Raw genomic sequence first — 23775 nt, 5'->3', positions numbered from 1 at the left:
AGAACAAATGAAATAGAAATGAGTAGAATAAAACAAGAAATAGAAAAACGAATCTTAGTTCTCGATGGAGCCATGGGAACCATGCTTCAGCAATACAATTTTACAGAAGAAGATTTTAGAGGTGAACGTTTTAAGGATTATCCGTCGCCTTTACAAGGAAACAACGATTTACTATCCTTAACGCAACCAAAGGCAATTGCAGATGTACATGCTAAGTATTTTGAAGCTGGTGCTGATATCGTAGAAACCAATACCTTTTCTGGTACAACCATAGCAATGGCAGATTACGACATGGAAGATTTGGTGTACGAGCTTAATTTTGAATCTGCTAAAATCGCTAAAGAAGTTGCAGACAAATTCACGAAACAAAACCCTGAAAAGCCTCGTTTTGTTGCTGGCAGCATTGGACCAACCAATAAAACCGCAAGTTTATCACCAGATGTTAACAGACCAGAATACAGAGCGATTACCTTCAATGAATTACGAATTGCGTACAAGCAACAAGTAGAAGCGTTGATTGATGGTGGAGTTGATATTCTTTTGGTTGAAACTATTTTTGATACACTGAACGCAAAAGCCGCTTTATTTGCCATTGAAGAAGTAAAAGAAGAACGAAATATTGATATACCAATTATGGTATCAGGAACAATTACTGATGCTTCTGGGAGAACTTTATCTGGCCAAACGGTTGAAGCCTTTTTAACTTCAATATCGCATATTCCATTGTTAAGTGTTGGCTTTAATTGTGCGCTTGGTGCCGAACAGCTAAAACCCTATTTACAAAGACTTTCTAATGAAACTGAGTTTTTTACCTCAGCACATCCAAACGCAGGTTTACCAAATGCTTTTGGAGAATATGACGAATCCCCAAAACAAATGCAAAGCTATATTGAAGATTATCTTAAGGACAATCTTATTAATATCATTGGTGGATGCTGTGGCACAAGTCCAGCGCACATCAAAGCTATTGCTGAAGTTGCTCAAAATTACAAACCAAGATTAATTCAAGAATTCGCATAATGGCAGAATCTGACTGTAAGAAATACTTAACACTTTCTGGTTTGGAGCCACTTGTGGTGACACCTGAAAGTAATTTTATAAATGTAGGAGAGCGTACTAACGTAACAGGCTCGCGAAAATTTCTTCGCCTAATAAAGGAAGAAAAATATAATGAAGCACTAGAAGTCGCGAGAGACCAAGTAGATGGTGGTGCACAAATCCTGGATGTTAATATGGACGAAGGAATGCTCGATGGCGTCCATGCCATGACGACCTTTCTAAACCTTGTTGCTTCAGAACCCGATATTTCCAGAATTCCGTTGATGATAGACAGCTCTAAATGGGAAATCATTGAAGCTGGTTTGCAAGTTGCACAAGGCAAATGTGTAGTTAATTCCATTAGCCTTAAAGAAGGCGAAGCCGAATTTAAACGGCAAGCAAAATTGGTAAAGCGTTATGGAGCGGCCGTTATTGTTATGGCTTTTGATGAAGACGGACAAGCAGATACTTACGACAGACGAATTGAAATCTGCAAACGTTCTTACTATATTTTGGTAAACGAAGTCCATTTTCCACCTCAAGATATCATCTTCGATCCTAATATTTTTCCAGTAGCAACAGGTATGGAAGAGCATCGTAGAAATGCCATCGATTTTTTTGAAGCCACCAAATGGATTCGAGAAAATCTGCCTTATGCCAATGTTTCTGGTGGAGTGAGTAATGTGTCATTTTCGTTTAGAGGAAACAATATTGTTCGCGAGGCGATGCATTCTTCTTTTTTATATCATGCGATTAAAAACGGAATGAATTTAGGTATCGTTAATCCAACGATGCTCGAAATTTATGACGAAATAGACAAAGATTTATTAGAGTTGGTTGAAGATGTGCTATTTGATAGACGTGATGATGCCACAGAACGTTTATTGGATTTTGCTGAAGAACTAAAGGCTAAAGGCTCAACCTCTACAAGTAAAGATGCGGCTGTACAAGAATGGAGAAGTGATCCATTACAAGACAGAATTACACACGCCTTGGTTAAAGGTATCGATGCTTTTATCATTGAAGATGTTGAAGAAGCACGTTTGGCTTCAGACAAACCGATAGACGTCATTGAAGGCCATTTAATGATTGGGATGAATGTGGTTGGAGATTTATTCGGAAGTGGTAAAATGTTCTTACCACAAGTGGTAAAATCGGCACGAGTAATGAAAAAAGCTGTAGCTTATTTACAGCCATTTATTGAAGCCCAAAAAGAAGGTAAAGTTTCTTCAGCTGGCAAAATTTTAATGGCAACTGTAAAAGGTGATGTGCACGATATTGGTAAAAACATCGTGAGTGTCGTTTTAGGTTGTAATAATTACGAGATTGTAGATTTAGGTGTTATGGTGCCACCTGAAAAAATTATAGAAACAGCCATCAAAGAAAATGTAGATATCATTGGATTGAGCGGCTTAATTACACCGTCGTTAGATGAGATGGTTTACGTTTCAAAAGAATTGGAAAAGCAAAACATCGAGATTCCATTAATTATAGGCGGAGCAACTACTTCCAGAGCGCATTCCGCAGTTAAAATTGCACCACATTATAGCAATACCGTTGTTCATATTAATGATGCTTCTAGAGCTGTAACTGTGGTTGGAAATTTACTTCAAAAAGACAGTAAAATATATAAAAACCAAATTAGAGAAGAGTATGATTTGTTCCGAGAACAATTCATGAAACGAGGTAAAAAGAAAGAATATTTGTCTATTGAAGACGCAAGAGACAATAAATTTAAAATCGATTGGTACACTTCCGAAATTGTAAAACCAGAGCAACTAGGTGTTCAAATTATTGAAGATTTTGACATTACAAAACTTGAAGATTTTATCGATTGGACACCATTTTTTAGAAGTTGGGATTTGCACGGAAAATATCCAGCAATCTTAACAGACGATGTTGTTGGCGAACAAGCAACGATATTATTTGCCGATGCCAAAGCATTGCTAAAACGAATTTTTGATGAAAAACTGCTGAAAGCGAAAGCCATCTTCGGGTTATTTGAAGCCAATACAATTAATGATGATGATATTGAAATCTCGCTTCCTGAAGGTCATGCTGAGCGCAGTCGAAGCACTTATGAGTTCCTAACCCTTCGTCAACAATCCAAAAAAGCAGAAGGCAAACCTAACATTGCCTTAGCCGATTTTATAGCACCAAAATCATCTGGAAAACAAGATTATATGGGTTGTTTTTGTGTGTCCACAGGATTTGGAACAGCAGAATTAGCCGCTCAATTTGAAAAGGATAATGACGATTACAACGCTATAATGATAAAAGCCTTAGCAGACCGATTAGCAGAAGCCTTTGCCGAATATTTACACAAAGAAGTACGAACAAAACATTGGAGTTATGCCAAAAACGAAAACCTTACTAACGAAGACTTAATAAAAGAAATCTACAAAGGTATTAGACCTGCTCCAGGTTATCCAGCTTGTCCAGACCACTTAGAAAAGAAAACCATCTGGAAACTTTTAAAAGTAAAGGAAAATATTGGTGTAGAGCTTACGGATAGTTTAGCCATGTGGCCTGCAGCTAGTGTCAGTGGTTATTATTTTGGGAATCCTGAAGCCAAATATTTTGGATTAGGAAAAATAAAAGAAGATCAGGTTGAGGATTATGCCAAACGCAGAAATGTAAGTGTAGATGAAGCTACAAAATGGTTGAGTCCTAATATGGCAGATTAGAATCCCATCCTTACCTTCCCAAAGGGAAAGAATGGCTAGTTTGTAAAATAAAAAAGTTTAATTGAAAAAAATGATCCCCTTTGGGGATTTAGGGGAATGAAAGTAACAGAACACATAAAAAACGCCAACGGAAAAACACAATTTTCCTTTGAAATATTACCACCTTTAAAGGGACAACATATTCAATCTATTTTTGATAACATTGATCCATTAATGGAATTCAAACCACCATTTATTGATGTGACCTATCATCGTGAAGAGTATGTTTTTAAAGAAGTTGAAAACGGTTTACTAAAAAAACAAGTGGTTAAAAAACGACCAGGAACCGTTGGTATTTGTGCAGCTATTCAGAATAAATATGGAGTCGATGCTATTCCTCATATTTTGTGTGGAGGTTTCACCAAGGAAGACACTGAAAACTTTTTAATTGACTTAGACTTTTTAGACATTGATAATGTTATGGCATTACGTGGCGATGCTGTAAAAAGTGAAACTTACTTTAAGGCCGAAAAAGAAGGTCATAATTACGCTAATGAATTGGTCGCACAGATTGAAGACCTAAACAAAGGTATCTATCTTGACGAAGAATTATTAAACAGTTCTAAAACGGACTTTTGCATTGGTGTAGCGGCTTACCCAGAAAAACATATGGAAGCTCCAAGTTTGGATAGTGATATTCACTTTTTAAAAAAGAAAATTAAAAACGGAGCAACCTATATCGTCACACAAATGTTTTTTGACAATAAAAAGTATTTTGACTTTGTTGAAAAATGCAGGAAAGAAGGTATCACAGTTCCTATCATTCCAGGATTAAAACCCATTTCAACCAAAAAACAATTGAATTTAATTCCTCATCGCTTTCATGTTGATTTACCAGAAGAGCTTATTATTGAAATTGTAAAATGCAAAGACAATAAACAAGTAAGGCAAATTGGTATTGAATGGTGTATCCAACAATCTAAAGAACTTCAAAAAGCTGGTATTCCCGTATTGCACTATTACTCTATGGGAAAAAGTGATAATATAAAGGCTATTGCTTCTGAGTTGTTTTAATCAAGTTTAGGCACCATAATAGATCTATTAATCCAACATCCGATTTTTAAGGTTTTCCCAGCCAAACCACTAAGAAATATTTCTTCTTTAGTTGGCGCTTTGGCTTCATAATTAGCAACAGCTTGATTAACCCATTTTTGTAATGTAGGATCAACTCTAGAAGCTTTTTCCGCTTCCTGTGCTGCTAACCAATACACTGCTCTTTGGTGAAAATTATCCTTGCCGCAGTTCTTAGCACTATCATTATACATTTCGGCAATTAAAAGGTGTGGCTTCCCGTTTGAAGGATTTAACTTTAAGGCATCTAACAGATTAGTTCTTGCCTTGCTGTAATGTCCCTTATTTTTATAAATAACACCTATTCTAAACGCTAAATTCGATTTTTTATAAGCATCTGTTTCTAAACGATAAGCCTCCTCCAAGTATTGATACGCCTCTTCGTCTTTTTCTTTTTTCAATAAAACTGTAGCCACATACACTTTAGTGTCTGCTGATGGTGCCACATTATCGTATTGTTTTACAAGGGTCTCATAAAGTTCATCTTCTGTACATTGTTTATAGTATATTCGGCTAACAGCACGTTTTAACCAAACAGAATCATTTTGATGAGTGTTAAAATCCTTGGAATACAACGGAATTAAATTATTACAATTAGCTCTTGCATTAGATAAATTATCAATATTTTCTTGAATGAGTGTGTAATTTTTAAGGTAGCTTTCATAGGCTTTTTTTCTGCCTATATCTTTTTTAGAAAGTGTTTCTCCGCTTTCAATTCTTAATACTAATGCATTCAGTTTTTCTGAATAATTCTGGATTTCGACTTGAATTTTCTCACTAACATCATCATAGGTATTGAACAATTCTGTATCGGTCTTTTTACCTTCATCAAACAAGTCTACCATTAATGAAAAATAAGAATACAAACTTTTTGGATGTGTGAAACTTTGCTTATCTGCCTTAAAAGCTGCATTGAAACAATCGTATAACACATCTTTACTTTTGCTCAGTTCATCATTATAATCATACTGTAATTGACAAGCTTTAGCATCATATTCGCCTATTGGTGTGCTACTAGAAAAATACTGTTTTCGCTCTTGCCACAAAGCTATTAGGTCTTCAATAAAACTTTTCTTTTCACCTTCTTTTGCACTATCGATTTTATGTTTTAGAATTTTTTCGCCATCAGCATACGTTGCCAAATTTAACTCTGGGCAATTATTCCTCACGAACAACCAAGGCTCATAAGCTTCATCATATTTGCTTGTTTTTACAGATTCATGGGAAATTGACAGCTTGGCTTTACATTCTATTTCTTTTTGAGCATACGTTGTACCTATACCAATTACTAAAATGGCATAAAAGAGGATGGTTTTTCTTGACATAATGAAGTTGATTTGTAGTTAGTTATGAATTGTAAAACCACAAAAAATATACCAAAGACCTGTAAAACAAGATTACATCCTTATAAATGCAAGTTCTAGTTTTATAGCAAATAAAAAAAGCCTCAACAATAGTTGAAGCTTTTAGTACCAAAGGTGGGACTCGAACCCACACGCCATTGCTAGCATCGGATTTTGAATCCGACGTGTCTACCAATTCCACCACTTTGGCAAATTTTGGAAAGCAAAAATAGTAATTATTTTGCTCCAACCAACTAAAAATAGTAGGTTTTATACTTTACCTAGAAAATAATTTTCCTAAATTTGACCCCATCAAAACACCTAACTAAACAATTGTTTTTAATTACTTATTCCGATGCCTAATAATACTACAGAAGCTAAGATTTTCACATGTACTCAAAGTAAAGATTTAGCAGAGCAAATTGCTACTGCTTACGGAGTTAAATTAGGCAACGTTATTACCTCTACCTATAGTGATGGAGAATTTCAGCCTTCTTATGAGGAATCTATAAGAGGTACACGAGTTTTTATAATTGGTTCTACAAATCCAGGTCCTCAAAACCTAATGGAAATGCTTTTAATGATAGATGCCGCTAAACGTGCATCTGCAAGACACATTACCGCTGTAATGCCATATTTTGGTTGGGCAAGACAAGACAGAAAGGATAAGCCAAGAGTACCAATAGCTGCCAAATTAGTTGCAAAAATGCTTGAAGCTGCTGGTGCTACGCGTATTATTACAATGGATTTACATGCCGACCAAATTCAAGGCTTTTTTGAAAAACCAGTAGATCATTTATTTGCTTCTACAATTTTCTTACCTTATTTAAAAAGCTTGAACCTAGATAATCTAACTATTGCTTCACCTGATATGGGAGGTTCTAAACGTGCTTACGCTTACTCAAAAGCATTAAAAAGTGATGTTGTTATTTGTTATAAGCAACGTGCTAAAGCTAACGTTATTTCTCATATGGAGTTAATTGGTGATGTTACAGGTAAAAATGTGGTTTTAGTTGATGATATGGTAGATACTGCCGGAACTTTAACAAAAGCAGCAGATTTAATGATGGAACGTGGCGCAAAAAGTGTAAGAGCTATTTGTACACATCCTATTCTGTCTGGAAGTGCTTACGAAAGACTTGAAAAATCTAAACTCGAAGAGTTAATTGTAACCAACTCAATTCCTGTAAAACAAGGTGTAAAAAAGCTTAGAGTACTAAGTTGTGCAGAGTTATTTGCAGAAGTGATGTACAATGTTCACCACAACCAATCCATCAGTAATAAATTTGTAATGTAAATCTATGGCATTTGCCACTATTTTACATAAACTGAGATACACTAAAACCATCAAATTGTATCTCTATATTATACTGCTTTAAAAAATCCACATAAACGCTAGTTTTTCCGTATTATATTATTAAATTTGCACCCCTCAAAATGAGGTAATTAAATTATTAATATTAAATTTTAAAAATGAAATCAATTACAATCGATGGATCTCAAAGAGAAAGCGTAGGCAAAACATCAACAAAAGCCTTACGTAATGCTGGTCAGGTTCCTTGCGTATTATACGGAGGAGACAAGCCATTGCATTTCTCTGCACCAGAATTGGCATTCTCTAAACTAGTATACACTGCAAATGCGCATACAGTTGTGATTGCCTTAGATAATGGTGAAAAGTACAATGCAGTAATGCAGGATATTCAATTTCACCCAGTTACTGATAGAATTCTACACATAGATTTCTACCAAATTTTTGAAAACAAAGCTATTACCATGGATATTCCTGTACAAGTTGTAGGAACATCTAAAGGTGTTTTAAATGGTGGTGTTTTAAGAAGACCTTACCGTAAACTTAGAGTTAAGGCAGTACCTTCTAAATTACCAGATTTTATTGAAGTAGACATTACTCCATTAAAAATTGGAAGTAAATTATACATTACTGAGTTAGAAAACAACGATTATAAATTCTTACATCCTGACAATACAGTTGTATGTCAAGTAAGACGTAGTAGATTAGCTATCGTTGACGCGGAAGATGAAGATGAAGATGAAGGAGAAGAAGGAACAACAGAAGCAGGAGATGTGCCAGCAACTGAAACTGACGATGTCGCTGCAGTAAAAGAATAGATTAAAACTATTTCAAATATTAAAAAGCATTCTTTAACAGAATGCTTTTTTTATTTTTACACAAATTAATAATACACCATGTGTAAGTTGTTAAAAAAATGGCTTGGTTATAGTATTAAGGTTGAAGAGAAAGAAGACAGCATGAAAAAATTCTTAATAGTCGGTTTAGGTAATATTGGCGAAAAATATGCTAACACTAGACATAATATTGGCTTTAAAATACTAGATTACATAGCAGACACTGAAGACATTTCCTTTGAGACCTTAAAACTTGGAGATATTACAACACTAAAAATTAAAGGGCGCACTTTAATTCTACTAAAGCCAAATACATACATGAACCTCAGTGGTAAAGCCTTAAAATATTGGATGGATAAAGAAAAAATTCCATTGGAAAACCTGCTTGTTGTTACAGATGATCTTAATTTACCCTTTGGAACTTTGCGCGTTAAAACCAAAGGTAGTGACGGAGGCCACAATGGGTTAAAAGATATTCAAGATAAGTTGCAAACTACTAAATACAACCGTTTTAGATTTGGTATAAGTGACAGTTTTAACAAAGGACAACAAGTAGATTATGTACTTGGAGAATGGAATGAAAATGAAAACTCTAAACTTAAAGAACGCTTAAAAGTAGCTGCAGAGCTTATAAAATCCTTTGCACTTTCTGGAGTAAACATTACCATGAATCAATTTAACGGAAAATAAGTAGAACATTTTATTTCTAAAGTAGCTGTTTAACTTTTAAATTTAACAAAACTAAACTATTGACTGCGAATACAGGAAAAATAACAACCATTGGTACCTTTGATGGTGTCCATATTGGTCATAAAAAAATACTACAGCGTGTTGTAAAACTCGCAGAAGAACAAGGTTATATTCCTGTGGTTTTAACTTTGTTTCCGCATCCAAGAATGGTGCTTCAAAAAGATGATTCCATTAAATTGCTCAATACTATAGACGAACGTGTTGAACTTCTAAAAAATATTGGAATAAAAGAGGTCGTAATCAAAGAGTTTACTACCGAATTTGCAAACCTTTCTGCTTTAGAATATGTAGAATCTATTTTAGTTAAAGAACTGAACACCAAAAAAATTGTAATTGGCTACGATCATAGGTTTGGTAAAAACAGAAGCGCCAATATCAGTGACTTAAGAACATTTGCAAAGCAATTTAATTTTGAAGTTGAAGAAATTTCAGCACAAGATATTGAAGATGTCACCGTAAGTTCCACAAAAATCAGAAAGGCCTTAGATAACGGAAACATCACTTTAGCCAATTCGTTTTTGAGCTATAATTATTTTATTACTGGTACAATAATTAAAGGAAAAGGCTTGGGAAGAACCATAGATTTTCCAACCGCCAATTTATATATTAAGGAATCGTACAAACTAATCCCAAAGGATGGAGTTTATGTTGTAAAATCATATATTGATGGGTCTTTTGTTTATGGCATGATGAATATTGGCACCAACCCTACTGTTGATGGAAAAACGCGTTCTATAGAAGTACATTTTTTTAATTTCAATAAGGATATCTATAATTCAGAATTAAAGATTGAATTTTTAAAAAGGCTTAGAAGTGAGCAAAAATTTGAAAGTTTAGATGCCTTAAAAACACAGTTAGGAATAGATATGAAAAACGCATTAGAATATATAAATAAGTAAAATGCATAAGTTTCTATTTAAACATATCGATAATTCAGGACTCATTGTTTTTAGAATAGTTTTTGGGTTATTGTGTGCATTAGAATCATTTGGCGCCATATTTACAGGATGGATTAAACGCACACTCATAGAACCAAAATTCACCTTTTCATTTATTGGTTTTGAGTGGTTGCAACCGTTACCAGGAAATTGGATGTATGCCTACTACGCTCTTATGGGTGTCTTTGGGTTATTGATTATGGTTGGCTATAAATACAGGTTTAGCATGCTTATGTTTGCCATAATGTGGACTGCAACTTATTTAATGCAAAAATCCTCTTATAACAACCATTACTATTTGCTATTTATTTTAAGCTTTATAATGGTTTTATTACCAGCAAATAGATACGCTTCATTAGATGCAAAATTCAATCCGTCCATAAAGCGTTTTTCTATGCCAAATTGGTGTAAGTGGATTTTTGTCGTTCAACTTTTTATTCTCTACACCTACGCATCAATAGCCAAGTTTTATCCAGATTGGCTAGATACTTCGGTTATTAGATTATTAATGCGAAACAAAGCAGATTACCCTTTAATTGGCGAAGTGCTACAGCAACAAACCGTTCATTATATGATTGCTTATGGTGGCATTCTGTTTGATGGACTTATCATTCCTCTGCTACTTTTTAAACCAACAAGGAAGTATGCCTTTTTTGCTTCTATATTTTTTCATTTGTTTAATTCCATCGTCTTTCAGATTGGAATATTTCCATATTTATCTTTAGCCTTTAGTTTATTTTTCTTTAATCCAAAAACCATAAAGGACATTTTCTTAAAAAAGAAACCTTTTTATAATTCAAACGAAATCATAGTGCCTAAATATGGTAAGGTGCTAATGCCTCTTCTATTGATTTATTTTTTAGTTCATATTGCACTGCCGCTTAGGCATCATTTTTTTAAAGATGATGTATTATGGACCGAAGAAGGTCATAGATTATCCTGGAGAATGATGCTCCGCGCCAAAAGCGGCTCAACAAAATATAAAGTTGTTGATGAAGCTACAGATCAGCAAATTCCTATAAATATAAACGATTACCTCACCAAAAAACAACAACGTGGAGCTAGTACTAAACCAGATATTATTTGGCAGTTTGCACAGCGTTTAAAGCAAGATTTTGCTAAAAAAGGCATATCGGTTAAAGTATATGTTAGGTCTTATGTTAGTGTCAACGGTAAACCATTAAAGCAACTCATTGACCCTAATATTGACCTCGCTAACGAAGAATGGCATCATTTTAAACATCACGATTGGATATTACCATCAAAATAGGTTCTAATTTGTTTTTATCTGCTTAAATTCTTATTACTTTTGTGGCTTGTTTTTCTTATACCATCAGGTATAAACCCAAAATCAGTGATATGTTACAAGTTGCTTATATAAGAGAGAATAAAGAAGACGTTATTGCACGTTTGGCAAAGCGAAATATTGACGCTACCAAAATGATAAATGACGCTATTACTTTTGATGAAGACCGTAGAACACTTCAGACCAAGTTAGATAATATAAAATCTGAGTCTAACACCTTGTCTAAAGAAATAGGTAACTTGTTTAAATCTGGCGAAGCTCAAAAAGCAAATCTTTTAAAAGAAAAAACAACACAGTTAAAGGAAAGCATAAAAGACTTAGAGCAAGAACTTAATGCTAAGGCCAACGCTTTAGATAGCTTGTTATATACCATACCAAATGTTCCTAACACTATTGTACCAGCAGGTAACACTGATGAAGACAATGAAGAAACATACAGAGAGGGAGATATTCCAAAACTGTTTGAAGGAGCGCTACCACATTGGGAATTAGCCAAGAAATATGACATCATAGATTTTGAACTAGGTACCAAAATTACTGGAGCTGGTTTTCCTGTGTACAAAGGTAAAGGAGCAAAACTTCAACGTGCTTTAATCGCTTATTTCTTAGACAAAAATACGGCTGCAGGTTATACAGAAGTACAAGTGCCACATCTGGTAAATGAAGCTTCAGGTTTTGGTACAGGTCAATTACCAGATAAAGAAGGTCAAATGTATCATGTTACAGAAGACAATTTATATTTAATTCCTACAGCAGAAGTTCCTGCTACAAATATCTTTAGAGATACCTTATTAAATGAAAGCGACTTGCCAATTGGTCTTACAGGCTATACACCTTGTTTTAGGCGAGAAGCTGGTAGTTATGGTGCACATGTAAGAGGTTTAAATCGTTTACATCAATTTGATAAAGTTGAAATATTACGCGTTGAACATCCTGACAACTCTTACAAAGCATTAGATGGAATGGTAGAACACGTAAAAGATATTTTAAAAGAATTAAAATTACCATACCGAATTCTTAGACTTTGTGGTGGAGACTTAGGCTTTACCTCTGCTTTAACATACGATTTTGAAGTGTTCTCAACAGCTCAAGATCGTTGGTTGGAAATTTCTTCGGTTTCAAATTTTGAAACCTTTCAAGCCAATCGTCTAAAATTACGTTTCAAAAATAAAGATGGTAAAAATGAACTTTGTCATACCTTAAACGGAAGCTCTTTGGCTTTACCAAGAGTATTGGCTGGTATTTTAGAAAACTACCAAACAAAAGATGGTATAAAAGTTCCTGAAGTTTTAGTTCCATATACTGGTTTCGACATAATTTCTTAATAGCAAATTTTTAGGCAATTACCACCTATTTGTTAAAAATTTGTGTTTTTTATCGATTTTTTAGGTATTTCTTCGTTTTATTTATTTATTTTCGTGATGTTAGCATTCCCAAATCATAAACTAACCTAATTATGAAAAACATAAAACGCCTTGTATTACTCATTGCATTGGTTGTTATGGTAAGCAAAGTTTTGTTTTAACTATAATTAGTAATAATAAAATAGTAAAAACCAAGACAAAGTAATTGAATCATATTTATAACGAATAATGGTTAATAGCACATTTATTTTGCTGGTCAAAATGCCTAAACGAATAGTTTAGGCATTTTTTATGCTATGATTTTTAACTAAGATTTACAATATTCTAGAATTCGCAATTGTTATATTTACACAAACTGTTTTTATGCAACGTTTTTTTTTAATCATATTAGTAATATTTGGTATTCACTTTGGATTTGCCCAAAATAGTGAGGTGCTTGCCGATAGCTATTATAAAAATGGTGAGTTTAAAAAAGCACTTGTCATTTATCAAAATCTAAGCAAAGAGAAACCTTACAGCTATAAATACATTTACAAAGTCATTGACACGCACCAACAATTAGAACAATTTGACGAAGCAGAAAATATTTTAATTCAACGTTTAGAAAAAAGACGAAATCCTACATTATTAGTAGAATTGGGTTATAACTTTCAACTTAAAGGTAGCTTAGACAGAGCTAACGAATTATATAACGAAGCCATAGCCTATATAGACGATAAGCCAAATTACATCTACAGCATCGCTAAAACATTTGAAGATCATTCGCTCCTAGACCAAGCCATTACCGTTTACAACAAAGGCAAACTGCTAACTCCAGATAAAGATTATAGCATTCAGTTAGCTCGTATTTATGGAGACAAAGGAGACATTGAAAAAATGTTCGAAAATTACATTGATTATATCGCTTACAGACCCAATTACCTCAACAATATAAAACGTGCAGTAAGTGATTTTATATCCGAGAATAAATCCAACGAAAACAACATATATTTAAGGAGGTTGCTTCTCAAAAAAATCCAAGAAGAGCCCAGTCCATATTGGTACGAGTTGTTGAGTTGGCTTTATGTACAAGAAAAAGCATATAACAAATCCTTTATTCAGGAAAAAGCACTTTATAAGCGTAATCCTGAAAGTCTAGACCGTATAATAGAATTGGCAGTTACTGCGCTCAATGACAATGATGACGAAACGGCAAAAGATATTTTTAGTTACATATTAGAAAGCTCGCAAGATGCTGGCACAATACTTACAGCGCACCAGTACATTTTAGAAATCGATACCCAAAATGCATCAGAAAAAGAACTAAAACGTATCGACGAGGATTACAATGCGCTATTTATTGAATTTGGAAAATCCGAACTAACACTTCCATTACAGTTGGCTTATGGTGAGTTTTTAGCGTTTCATCAAAAAGATACAGAAAGCGCAACAGCCTTTTTAAGAAAAAGTTTGAAATTGAATATTTCCGAATTTCAAGAAGCCAAAGTAAAGTTACTGCTTGCAGATATATTAGTATTACAAGAACGTTTCAATGAAGCTTTAATATTTTATTCTCAAATTCAACTTAGTTTAAAAAACAGTACCATTTCGCAAGAAGCGCGTTATAAAGTTGCAAAAACCAGCTATTATAAAGGCGATTTTGATTGGGCAGAATCTCAGCTTAAAATTTTAAAATCTTCAACATCTCAATTAATTGCCAATGATGCATTGGATTTAAAACTGTTGATTTCGGACAATAAATACGAAGACAGTACACAAACCGCATTAAGGTATTATGCAAAAGCAGATTTGTTAGCTTTTCAGAATAAAACAGATGAAGCTATTTCCCTTTTAGATAAAATATTAGAAGAACATAAAGGCGAAAGTATTACAGACCAAGCCCTTTTTCAACAAGCCAAACTTTTTGAAAAGAAAAAGCAATACAACAAAGCAGAAGCAAACTATCTTGAAATCATTAAAGATTACAGCGAAGATATCTTAGCCGATGATGCGCACTATTATTTGGCAGAACTCTATAATACCCATTTGGCAAAACCCGAAGAAGCCAAACAACTCTACGAAAAAATCATTTTTGATTTTGAAGATAGCATCTACTTTATCGAAGCACGTAAGAAGTTTAGGATGTTGAGAGGAGATTCTATTAATTAAATCACAGATATAAAAACTAAATTCTAGCAAGTAGTTTTGGAATTTGGTACTTTAAAATTGAATATTGAACAGTTATGATAATTTACAACGTCACCGTAAACATAGATAAAAGCATTAACAAAGAATGGTTAGAGTGGATAAAAGAACATATTCCACAGGTACTAGCCACAGGTAAATTTAAAGAAGCTAAACTTACCAAAGTTTTGGTTGAAGACGAGGAAGCAGACACCTATTCCATTCAATACAGAGCACATTCTAGAGAAGCCTTAGAGGCGTATTATAAAGACGATGCCGAACGTTTAAGAAAAGATGGCTTACAGCGTTTTGCGGATAAAATGTTAGCTTTTAGAACAGAATTAGAGGTTATAGACGAGTATTCGGTTAATTTTAAATAGCTCGCAAAGCCGCTAAGACGCAAAGCCATACCTTGTAGGCTCTTTGCGACTCTGCGTCTTCGCGAGAAAACATTATTATGACAGTAAAAGCAAAAAAACATTTAGGTCAGCATTTTTTAGAAGATGAATCTATAGCGCAAGACATTGCCAATAGTTTATCTTTTGAAGGCTATAATGATGTCCTTGAAATTGGTCCAGGAATGGGAGTGCTAACAAAATATCTGCTTAAAAAGGACATTACCACACATGTAATAGAAATAGACACTGAGTCTGTAGATTACCTAAAAAACAATTACCTCAATCTTGCTGATAGAATCTACGAAAAAGACTTTCTTAAGCATGACTTAACTCAAATTTTTAAAGACAAGCCTTTTGCTATTATTGGCAATTTCCCATATAATATTTCATCTCAAATTGTATTCAAAACACTTGAGATGCGTCATCAAATTCCTGAATTTTCAGGTATGTTTCAAAAAGAAGTTGCAGAACGCATTTGCTCTAAAGAAGGTTCAAAAATTTATGGAATCCTTTCGGTTTTAACCCAAGCGTTTTATGATGCCGAGTATTTGTTTACGGTACCACCTTCGGTGTTTAGTCCACCACCAAAAGTAGATTCTGGTGTATTACGTCTTCAAAGAAAAGCGGACTTTACTTTGCCTTGCGACGAAAAATTATTCTTTAAAGTTGTAAAAACCGGTTTTCAACAACGAAGAAAAACATTGCGCAACAGTTTAAAAATTTTTAATCTTTCTGATAATTTAAAAGCAAATACTATCTTTGGGCAACGACCAGAACAATTAAGTGTTTCAGAATTTATAGAACTGACGTCGTTGATTGAGAATGATATAGAATAACGTATCGTTATTAAAGAACTTAGTGTGGTAATCTATCGTCCTTCGTTCTTAAAATGACATAAAACCATCACGTGGAAGACATCCAAGACAACATACAATTTCAGCTTACCGATGAGCTCATAGAAAAAGTAGAAATTCTTATCGAAGACGCAAACGATAAGGAGATAAAACTATTTTTAAATGAGTATCACTATGCTGATATAGCTGAGATTTTAGATGAGCTAGATGTTGAAGATGCGGTATATATCATAAAACTATTAGACTCTGGACTAACTTCAGATATCCTAATGGAACTCGATGAAGACAATCGAGAAAATATCCTAAAACACCTTTCTGCTAAAGAAATTGCCGAAGAAATTGAAGAATTAGACACCGATGATGCTGCAGATATCATTGCAGAATTACCTGAAGATCGTAAAGATGATGTCATTTCTAAAATTGAAGACCAGGAACATAAAGCCGAAATCCAAGAGTTATTGGCTTATGATGAGGATACAGCTGGTGGTTTAATGGCTAAAGAACTTGTTAAGGTTTATGAAACCTGGACAGTTGCGGGTTGTTTACGTCGCATAAGAGGACAGGCAAAAGATGTAACGCGTGTACACTCTATTTATGTCGTAAATAAAGAAGAAAAATTGATTGGCCGCTTGTCTTTAAAAGACTTAATCGTAGCAAAAAGCGATCAAAAAATTGCTGAAATAGCAAAGGATAATGTGGACTTTGTTAATGTAAAAGACGATGCTGAAGATGTAGCAAAGGTTATGGCAAAATACGATTTGGAAGCCATTCCTGTTGTGGATGACAACCAAACATTATTAGGTAGAATTACTATTGACGATATTGTAGATGTCTTAAAGGAAGAAGCCGATAAAGATTACCAATTAGCAGCAGGTATTACACAAGATGTTGAGGCAGACGATAGCATTTTAGACCTCACACGAGCGCGTTTACCGTGGCTTTTTTTAGGTCTTATTGGTGGAGTTGGCGCGTTTTTAATCATGGAAGGTTTTCAAGAAGCCTTTAATAAATATGCTGTATTGTTCTTTTTTACACCATTAATTGCGGCAATGGCTGGTAATGTTGGTGTGCAGTCTAGTGCTATTATTGTACAAGGTTTGGCAAATGACGATGTTAAAGGGAGCGTTAACAGTCGATTGATAAAAGAAATGCTACTAGCTGCGCTAAACGGTACCATCTTAGCCATATTCTTATTTCTATTTGTTTGGGCAACAAAAGGAGAGTTTAATACAGCACTTGCCATTTCCGTATCCTTAATTGCAGTTATTATTGTTGCTGGTTTAATTGGCACATTTGTACCTTTATTTTTAAATAAAAGAGGCATTGATCCTGCAATTGCCACAGGTCCTTTTATTACCACAAGCAATGATATTTTTGGTATATTGATTTACTTCTGGATTGCAAAGATGATTTTGGGCATCTAATTTCTAAAAATTCATTATTGCTTTGTCATACTGAACTTGTTTCAGTATCTCATAATAGTTAACTTTACTTCATGAAAACCATAAACATCAAAGACAAATTTACCAAGTTTAGTAAAAACTGGCATCCACATCAAATTGCAGTAGTAGATGATATGCAAGTGATTTTAGCTAAGTTAAAAGGTGAATTTGTATGGCATAGCCATGATAATGAAGATGAATTGTTTCAGGTGATAAAAGGTACATTATACATGCAATTTAGAGACCGAACAGAAGTGGTTAAAGAAGGTGAAATGATTGTTGTACCAAAAGGCGTAGAACACAATCCTAAAACAAAAAACGACGAAGAAGTCCATGTACTTTTATTCGAAAAATTGAGCACAGCGCATACAGGCAATGTGCAAGACGAAAAGACACAAACGCATTACCCGAAAATATAGTTAACAAATTAAACCTTGCAGGTTTTTAAAACCTAGTAGGTCTAAAAAACAAAAAACCATCCGCTTTCGCAGGCATTGAAATGAAAATACTCCACCTAGACAGTAATCACCCTTTGCTATTAAATCAACTCAACGATTTAGGCTTTACCAATTATGAAGACTATACATCATCGAAATCTGAAATTGAAGCTAAAATTTCGGAGTACGATGGCATCATTATTCGCAGTCGATTTACAATAGACAAGCAATTTTTAGATGCAGCAACCAAACTAAAATTTATTGGTCGTGTTGGCGCAGGTCTAGAAAATATAGATTGTAGTTACGCTGAGAATAAAGGGGTCTATCTTATTTCTGCACCAGAAGGCAATAGAAATGCGGTAGGTGAACATGCTTTAGGAATGTTGCTTTCTCTTTTTAATAAATTAAATAAAGCGGATAAAGAAGTAAGGCAAGGCAAATGGCTACGAGAGGCAAATCGTGGTTTAGAACTCGACGGAAAAACAGTTGGACTTATTGGCTATGGTAATATGGGAAAAGCCTTTGCTAAAAAGCTTAGAGGTTTTGATGTAGAAGTAATCTGCTATGATATAAAGGCTAATGTTGGTGATGAAAATTGCAAGCAAGTATCACTGGAAGAACTTCAAGACAAAGCAGATGTGTTGAGCTTACACACACCTCAAACACCTCTGACGCTCAATATGGTAAATTCTGAATTTATCAACAAGTTTAAAAAACCATTTTGGTTAATTAATACTGCTCGTGGCAAGAGTGTGGTGACAGAAGACTTAGTTAAAGCATTAGATTCCGGAAAAGTTTTGGGTGCAGGACTTGATGTGTTAGAATACGAAAAATCATCTTTCGAAAATTTATTCACTTCGGATGATATGCCAAAAGCATTTCAGTACTTAATAGCATCAGAACATGTTTTACTCTCGCCTCATGTTGCTGGTTGGACAATAGAAAGTAATATTAAGCTTGCCCAAACCATAGTCGATAAAATAAAAACGAAATTTTGTTAACTTTCTAGTGTGAAAAAGACCATTCTCGTTTTTGGGTTGCTAATTCTTGCATTACTTCTATTATTTCAGTTTAGTAAATATGCTGTTATTTCGGGTAATTTAAGTTCGGAAATAGCAATTGCCATAATTGCTATTGTTTTCTTCTTTATTGGTGTGTATCTCAACAAAAAGAGCCTCCATAAACAAGACAATAATTCCGCAGAAATAAATCATAAAAAAATAGAAGACTTAGCTATTAGTAAACGTGAGTACGAAGTGCTTTTAGGTATTTCCGATGGATTGTCTAATAAAGAAATTGGAGAAAAACTTTTTGTTTCAGAAAGCACTGTGAAAACTCACGTTTCAAACTTACTTTATAAATTAAATGCTAAACGTCGAACACAAGCACTTCAAATAGCTAAAGACCTCAAAATTATCTAAAATAAAGAAATTGGCACTAAAGTATGATTGCTTTTGGTACTTTAGTATGAGGATTTTTTTATAAGACAGACTTACTTTTGGACTATAAATTAAATCCAGATTATTTATGAAAAACACAATTATTAGATTTGGAGGCTACGGTCTCATAACAGGCTTTGTAATCTTTACTTTACATCTTGTCTTTGGCATTGAAAATCTTGATTATTCAACAAATGAAATATTAGGATATATATCTATTTTCCTTTCTTTATCCTTCATCTTTTTTGGAATTAAACATTATAGAGATCGCATAAATAATGGAGTTGTCTCTTTGGGTAAAGCCATTGTTATAGGCATACTCATTTCAATACTTGTTGGTTTAGGTATTGCGATTGCAGATTTTATATATACTAAATATATAAACCCTTCCTTTTTTAGTAATTATGAACAACAATTAATTGACCAAGGAAAAGCAGAGGACATTATAAAAATGACTAGTACAAGTGCCGCTTTATTTATGCTCGCTCTTGTTACAATAATTGGATTTATCATATCTTTAATATCTGGATTAATTCTACAACGCAAAAATTAAAAACACTATGCAATACGAAGCAAAATCACCCGAAGATTATATTAGTCAAGTACCAGAAGAGCGCCAAGAAACGCTTAAAAAATTACGTAAAGTTATAAAAGACAACTTACCAAAAGGTTTTGAAGAAGGCATACAATACAAAATGATAGGTTACTATGTACCACATTCGGTTTATCCAGACGGTTACCATTGCGACCCAAAAACACCTTTACCATTTATGAGCTTTGCGTCTCAAAAAAACTCAGTCAATTTATACCATAGTGGTATTTATGCCAATCCAGAATTACATGAGTGGTTTGTAACAGAATATCCAAAGCACTGCAAACGTAAATTAGACATGGGCAAGAGCTGCATTAGGTTTAAAAAAATGGATGAAATCCCTTTTGAATTAATTGGAGAACTCACTCAAAAAATGACTTGTGATGAGTGGATAGATATATATGAAACCGCTTTAAAAAAGAAATAAAATGAAAAAACGCGTAACAGGTATTGGTGGTTTGTTCTTTAAATCAAAAGACCCAAAAGCATCAAAAGAATGGTATAAAAAACACCTAGGATTTAATACAGACGAATATGGCTGTACCTTTTGGTGGAAAGACAAAGATGGTAATGATTGTTCTACACAATGGAGTCCATTTGCAGAAGACACTAAGTATTATGAACCTTCTAAAAAAGACTTTATGTTTAATTACAGAGTTGAAAATTTAAAAGATTTATTAGTGACTTTAAAAGAAGAAGGTGTCACAGTAGTAGGAGAAATGGAAGAGTACGATTATGGTAAGTTTGGTTGGATACTTGATAACGATGGCAACAAGATAGAACTTTGGGAGCCTGTAGATAAAGCATTCTTATAATACTGTAACGATTTAAGCTATTCTTCTACTTATAGATTAAAGATTGATACAATGACTGAAAACAACCACAATTTAGAAGAGGATTTAAACAAAGCCGTAGAACAAACGGAAGACATTACCAATGACTCTACAGATGCTATTGCAGACAAAGCAACAACATTAAAGGAAAATGCCTCAGATGCTTTTGATTCTGCAAAAGAAAAGGCAAGCGAACTTGCTAATGATGCTAAAGAAGTTCTAGGAAATGTAAAAGATAAAGCTACTGAGTTTATTAACGAAGACGCTAAAGAAATGCTAGACAGTGCAAAGGAAAAAGTATCTGAATTGGCTGAGGACGCCAAAGAAACTTACGAAGAAGCTAAGGTAAAAGCCAAAGAATTTGCAAATGAAGCTAGTGAAAAATTAAGCGAATTTGCAGATGTTGCAGAAGATAAATTAGAAGACTTAACTGAAGACGCTAAAGAAACTTATACCGAAACCAAAGAAAAAACCAAAGGGTTTTTCCAAAAGTTATTCGGAAAGAAATAAAAACATTTGTGCATTTTCACTAACTTTATAGTCTAACCATAAATCTAAAAAAAATGTCAGACGACAATAAAAATTTGAGCGATGATCTAGACGATATGCTAGATGACGCTAAGGAAGGTGCTAAAAAAGCAGGCGATAAAATTAGCCAAAAGGCAAGTGAATTGGCAGACGATGCTGAGGAATTAGGTCGTAAGGCCAAAGCCAAAGCTTCAGAGTTTGCAGATGATGCTAAAGAGGTTTTAAGTGATGGTAAAAATGTAGGTATTATTGCTCACATTACAATTATTGGTTGGATTATAGCACTAATAATGAACGGTAGCAATAGAACAGAATTTGGCTCTTTTTATATAAGACAAATGTTAGGATTCTGCCTCATTGGAATTGTAACGGGATGGATTCCTATTCTTGGTTTTATTGTTGCACTAGTACTTCTAGTCGCCTGGATAATGAGTTTAATCAGTGCCTTAGGTGGCGAAATGAAACCTTCTTTTTTATTAGGTAACCAGTTTCAAGACTGGTTTAAAGGCCTATAAAAATAAAAAACCCAGAATATTAATTCTGGGTTTTTTATTTTTCATTCATCTCCATTATTCATAAACTTACGCTCCAACTCTGCTTGAAATTCTTCCATAACTGGTCTTACTGTACTTTCTGGCAGGTCTGCAATCTTTATGTACATTAAACCATCTACAGCATTGTTGAATAATGGATCGACGTTAAAAGCCACAAGTTTGGCATTCTGTTTTATATACTTTTTTAGCAAAACCGGTAATCGTAATGCTCCTGGTTCTACCTCGTCTATAAGTTTATCCAGTTTATTTAAATCGGCTTCGGCTTCGTCAAAAACAAATTCCTTATCCGCATCCTTTAGTTTTACCTTAAATTCTTTTTTAGGGTGTACGTACTGTGCTACATAAGGATCGTAATAATGGGGTTTCATAAACTCAATCATCAAACTTTTAGAAAAATTAGAAAACTGATTGCTTATACTTACTCCACCAATTAAGAATTTATGTTCTGGATGGCGCAAAGTGGTATGTACAATGCCTTTCCAAAGTAAAAAGAGTGGCATTGGTTTTTGCTGATATTCTTTGATAATGAAAGCACGACCCATTTCTATAGATTGGCTCATCATTTTATAAAGCTCTGGTTCAAACCTAAATAAATCTTGTAAGTAGAAACCGTCTATGCCGTAACGTTCAAAAATTTGAGAACCTAGTCCCATTCTATAAGCACCTGCTATGACATTAGCTTCATTATCCCATAAAAACATATGATGATAATACGTATCAAAAGTATCTAAATCAATAGCTTCATTAGTACCTTCTCCTACTTCTCTAAAAGTAATCTCTCTTAGTCTTCCAAGCTCTCTTAAAATGTTAGGGATATCCTTTGCCTGAGCAAGATAGACTTCATAATTTTTACTCACCAAAAGCCTACAATCCTTCTCCCTTAGGTTTTCTACCTCAACCATCATCACCTTTGTATCTATAGGAGTTACAATACTTTTTGGTGGCTTAGGTACTTTTAATTGCGATTGGAGGTTATCTAAAATCTTAGGTTTGTCCTCAAAAGTTTTAGACAACATATATGTTTTACGTCTCAGAAATTCTGAAAAATCCGGAAGTGCTTCATGCTCCTTTTGGTCCTTAACCGAAATAGGTCTGCCAATTCGCACTTTAATCGTTCTGCGCTTTTGAGTCAGTAATTCCGAAGGGAGTTTGGCAGTCCTCAACGTATCACTAATTTTTGAAAGTCTATAAAATAAACGGCTATTCTTAGCATGAAAATAAATAGGTACAACTGGCACTTCTGCTTTCTTTATTAATTTCATCGCAGCCTCTTCCCAAGGTTTATCTACTACTAATTTGCCATCTCTATATGTGGACACTTCACCTGCCGGAAACACTCCAAGCGGATGACCATCTCTTAAATGCATAATGGCATTTTTAAAACCAACCAAGCTACTCTTTACATCCTTTCTGTCTTCAAAAGGATTTACTGGCATTATATAAGGTTTCAACGGCTCTATTCGGTGCAGTAAAAAATTGGCAATGATTTTAAAATCACTACGCTGTTCTATCATTAACTTTAAGAGTAGAATACCATCTATACCACCCAATGGATGGTTAGATATTGTAATATATGGACCTTCCTTAGGTAAACGCTTTAAGTCTTCCTCTGGGATTTCAAACTTAATCTGAAATTCATCTAAAATACCATCTAAAAATTTAAGTTCACTAAGGTGCTTATTACGGTTGTAAATCTTATTTAATGTAGAAATTTTAAGAACTTTCATTAAAACCCAACCAAAGAAAGTACCCAAAAACCCATACTTATCTGCATGGATTGCCTTTGCGACTTCTTTAGCGGTTACCAAACCCGTATTAGATGATTTCCCCATAAAACAAATGTAGTAACAA

Annotated in this window: 23 protein-coding genes and 1 tRNA gene; 21 read left to right on the top strand and 3 right to left on the bottom strand. The window is 34.1% G+C overall.

The features are described 5' to 3' along the window. Window positions 1-18 precede the first annotated feature (18 nt). The 3 genes from ACFFGA_RS04035 to metF all read left to right on the top strand — a co-directional run bounded on the left by ACFFGA_RS04035 (window position 19) and on the right by metF (window position 4778). Complete coding sequence (locus tag ACFFGA_RS04035; RefSeq protein WP_386060006.1) at window positions 19-1020, top strand: homocysteine S-methyltransferase family protein; 1002 nt, start codon at window positions 19-21, stop codon at window positions 1018-1020. After that, window positions 1020-3725 carry a methionine synthase gene (metH, locus tag ACFFGA_RS04030; RefSeq protein ID WP_386060003.1) on the top strand — a complete coding sequence of 902 codons (2706 nt, stop codon included), beginning with the start codon at window positions 1020-1022 and terminating at the stop codon, window positions 3723-3725. The genes ACFFGA_RS04035 and metH overlap by 1 nt, the downstream gene beginning before the upstream one ends. Window positions 3726-3821: 96 nt before the next feature. After that, on the top strand, window positions 3822-4778 hold the full coding sequence (metF, locus tag ACFFGA_RS04025; protein WP_386060000.1) for a methylenetetrahydrofolate reductase [NAD(P)H]: 957 nt from the start codon (window positions 3822-3824) through the stop codon (window positions 4776-4778). On the opposite strand, the gene ACFFGA_RS04020 is transcribed toward metF, so the two are convergent. Further along, window positions 4775-6160: a tetratricopeptide repeat protein gene (locus ACFFGA_RS04020; RefSeq protein ID WP_386059997.1), complete on the bottom strand. Its 1386-nt coding sequence runs from the start codon at window positions 6158-6160 to the stop codon at window positions 4775-4777. The genes metF and ACFFGA_RS04020 overlap by 4 nt on opposite strands. 145 nt (window positions 6161-6305) lie before the next feature. Further along, window positions 6306-6389: transfer RNA gene (locus tag ACFFGA_RS04015), tRNA-Leu, on the bottom strand. 144 nt (window positions 6390-6533) lie between these two features. Between ACFFGA_RS04015 and ACFFGA_RS04010 the strand changes: the two genes are divergently transcribed. The 18 genes from ACFFGA_RS04010 to ACFFGA_RS03925 all read left to right on the top strand — a co-directional run bounded on the left by ACFFGA_RS04010 (window position 6534) and on the right by ACFFGA_RS03925 (window position 21885). Next, window positions 6534-7475, top strand: coding sequence for a ribose-phosphate pyrophosphokinase (locus tag ACFFGA_RS04010; protein WP_386059994.1), 942 nt, complete (start codon window positions 6534-6536; stop codon window positions 7473-7475). Between the two features lie 176 nt (window positions 7476-7651). After that, window positions 7652-8308: a 50S ribosomal protein L25/general stress protein Ctc gene (locus ACFFGA_RS04005; RefSeq protein WP_386059991.1), complete on the top strand. Its 657-nt coding sequence runs from the start codon at window positions 7652-7654 to the stop codon at window positions 8306-8308. 78 nt (window positions 8309-8386) lie between these two features. Beyond that, complete coding sequence (gene pth, locus ACFFGA_RS04000) at window positions 8387-9016, top strand: aminoacyl-tRNA hydrolase (RefSeq protein ID WP_386059988.1); 630 nt, start codon at window positions 8387-8389, stop codon at window positions 9014-9016. Window positions 9017-9075: 59 nt separating this feature from the next. Continuing rightward, window positions 9076-9975, top strand: a complete 900-nt coding sequence (locus tag ACFFGA_RS03995; RefSeq protein WP_386059986.1) for a bifunctional riboflavin kinase/FAD synthetase — start codon at window positions 9076-9078, stop codon at window positions 9973-9975. 1 nt (window position 9976) lies between these two features. Next, complete coding sequence (locus tag ACFFGA_RS03990; protein ID WP_386059983.1) at window positions 9977-11284, top strand: HTTM domain-containing protein; 1308 nt, start codon at window positions 9977-9979, stop codon at window positions 11282-11284. 89 nt (window positions 11285-11373) lie between these two features. After that, on the top strand, window positions 11374-12645 hold the full coding sequence (gene serS, locus ACFFGA_RS03985; RefSeq protein WP_386059980.1) for a serine--tRNA ligase: 1272 nt from the start codon (window positions 11374-11376) through the stop codon (window positions 12643-12645). 402 nt (window positions 12646-13047) lie between these two features. Beyond that, window positions 13048-14832, top strand: a complete 1785-nt coding sequence (locus ACFFGA_RS03980) for a tetratricopeptide repeat protein (protein WP_386059976.1) — start codon at window positions 13048-13050, stop codon at window positions 14830-14832. A 74-nt stretch (window positions 14833-14906) separates the two neighbouring features. Then, window positions 14907-15227 (top strand): DUF4286 family protein, encoded by a 321-nt coding sequence (locus tag ACFFGA_RS03975; RefSeq protein ID WP_386059970.1) that lies wholly within the window; start codon window positions 14907-14909, stop codon window positions 15225-15227. Window positions 15228-15304: 77 nt separating this feature from the next. After that, window positions 15305-16081 (top strand): 16S rRNA (adenine(1518)-N(6)/adenine(1519)-N(6))-dimethyltransferase RsmA, encoded by a 777-nt coding sequence (gene rsmA, locus ACFFGA_RS03970; RefSeq protein WP_386059967.1) that lies wholly within the window; start codon window positions 15305-15307, stop codon window positions 16079-16081. A gap of 71 nt (window positions 16082-16152) precedes the next feature. Continuing rightward, window positions 16153-17523, top strand: a complete 1371-nt coding sequence (gene mgtE / locus ACFFGA_RS03965) for a magnesium transporter (RefSeq protein WP_386059965.1) — start codon at window positions 16153-16155, stop codon at window positions 17521-17523. Between the two features lie 71 nt (window positions 17524-17594). Then, on the top strand, window positions 17595-17960 hold the full coding sequence (locus tag ACFFGA_RS03960; RefSeq protein WP_386059962.1) for a cupin domain-containing protein: 366 nt from the start codon (window positions 17595-17597) through the stop codon (window positions 17958-17960). A gap of 80 nt (window positions 17961-18040) precedes the next feature. Further along, window positions 18041-18979 carry a 2-hydroxyacid dehydrogenase gene (locus tag ACFFGA_RS03955; protein ID WP_386059959.1) on the top strand — a complete coding sequence of 313 codons (939 nt, stop codon included), beginning with the start codon at window positions 18041-18043 and terminating at the stop codon, window positions 18977-18979. Between the two features lie 9 nt (window positions 18980-18988). Beyond that, entirely contained in the window at window positions 18989-19399 is a 411-nt protein-coding gene (locus ACFFGA_RS03950) for a response regulator transcription factor (RefSeq protein WP_386059957.1), read from the top strand. 106 nt (window positions 19400-19505) lie between these two features. Next, window positions 19506-19970: a DUF4199 domain-containing protein gene (locus tag ACFFGA_RS03945; RefSeq protein ID WP_386059954.1), complete on the top strand. Its 465-nt coding sequence runs from the start codon at window positions 19506-19508 to the stop codon at window positions 19968-19970. A 7-nt stretch (window positions 19971-19977) separates the two neighbouring features. Continuing rightward, the gene (locus ACFFGA_RS03940; protein ID WP_386059951.1) at window positions 19978-20436 is read left to right on the top strand and encodes a DUF1801 domain-containing protein; all 459 of its coding nucleotides are present in this window, start codon (window positions 19978-19980) and stop codon (window positions 20434-20436) included. 1 nt (window position 20437) lies between these two features. Next, window positions 20438-20824, top strand: a complete 387-nt coding sequence (locus tag ACFFGA_RS03935) for a VOC family protein (protein ID WP_386059949.1) — start codon at window positions 20438-20440, stop codon at window positions 20822-20824. Window positions 20825-20875: 51 nt separating this feature from the next. Further along, window positions 20876-21352, top strand: a complete 477-nt coding sequence (locus ACFFGA_RS03930) for a hypothetical protein (RefSeq protein WP_386059946.1) — start codon at window positions 20876-20878, stop codon at window positions 21350-21352. A gap of 53 nt (window positions 21353-21405) precedes the next feature. Then, window positions 21406-21885, top strand: coding sequence for a DUF4870 domain-containing protein (locus tag ACFFGA_RS03925; RefSeq protein WP_386059943.1), 480 nt, complete (start codon window positions 21406-21408; stop codon window positions 21883-21885). A gap of 41 nt (window positions 21886-21926) precedes the next feature. Here ACFFGA_RS03925 and ACFFGA_RS03920 read toward each other — a convergent pair whose 3' ends face one another. Continuing rightward, on the bottom strand, window positions 21927-23756 hold the full coding sequence (locus ACFFGA_RS03920; protein ID WP_386059940.1) for a lysophospholipid acyltransferase family protein: 1830 nt from the start codon (window positions 23754-23756) through the stop codon (window positions 21927-21929). Window positions 23757-23775: the final 19 nt, after the last annotated feature.

It is taken from the genome of Winogradskyella pulchriflava (assembly GCF_042434315.1).
In the GTDB taxonomy this organism is placed as follows: domain Bacteria; phylum Bacteroidota; class Bacteroidia; order Flavobacteriales; family Flavobacteriaceae; genus Winogradskyella; species Winogradskyella pulchriflava.
The sequence above is the reverse complement of the archived record's forward strand: the minus strand, read 5'-3'. Positions and strand labels throughout refer to the sequence as shown.